The organism is Streptomyces sp. URMC 126 (genome assembly GCF_051386555.1).
Taxonomy (GTDB): Bacteria; Actinomycetota; Actinomycetes; order Streptomycetales; family Streptomycetaceae; genus Streptomyces.
In genome coordinates this window covers 1-237 of record NZ_JBPQTX010001335.1, presented here as the reverse complement: position 1 = coordinate 237, position 237 = coordinate 1, and the positions used below count along the sequence as shown (strand labels likewise).

Here is a 237-nt window from a genome sequence, read left to right as displayed (position 1 = left end):
GTACCAGTCCAGCGCCGGGAACGTCGACGGCTACTGCGCCTTCCTGCGGGAGCTGGTCGAGCAGTACGGGCCGGTCACGAGCACGCTGCAGGTGACGGAGGAGCCCAACGTCACGTCGAACCCGACGCTCGACGGCCACTACCCGCGGGTGCACGAGGCGATCGTCCGTGGCGTGTCCGCCGCCAAGGCGCGGGCCCGCGAGCTCGGCTTCGCGCACCTGCGGGTCGGATTCAACAC

1 pseudogene is annotated in these 237 nt (G+C 70.9%); it reads left to right on the top strand.

Annotated features, from left to right (window positions below):
• A pseudogene (locus ACSNOK_RS36170) lies at nucleotides 1-237 on the top strand (hypothetical protein); the annotation flags it as partial.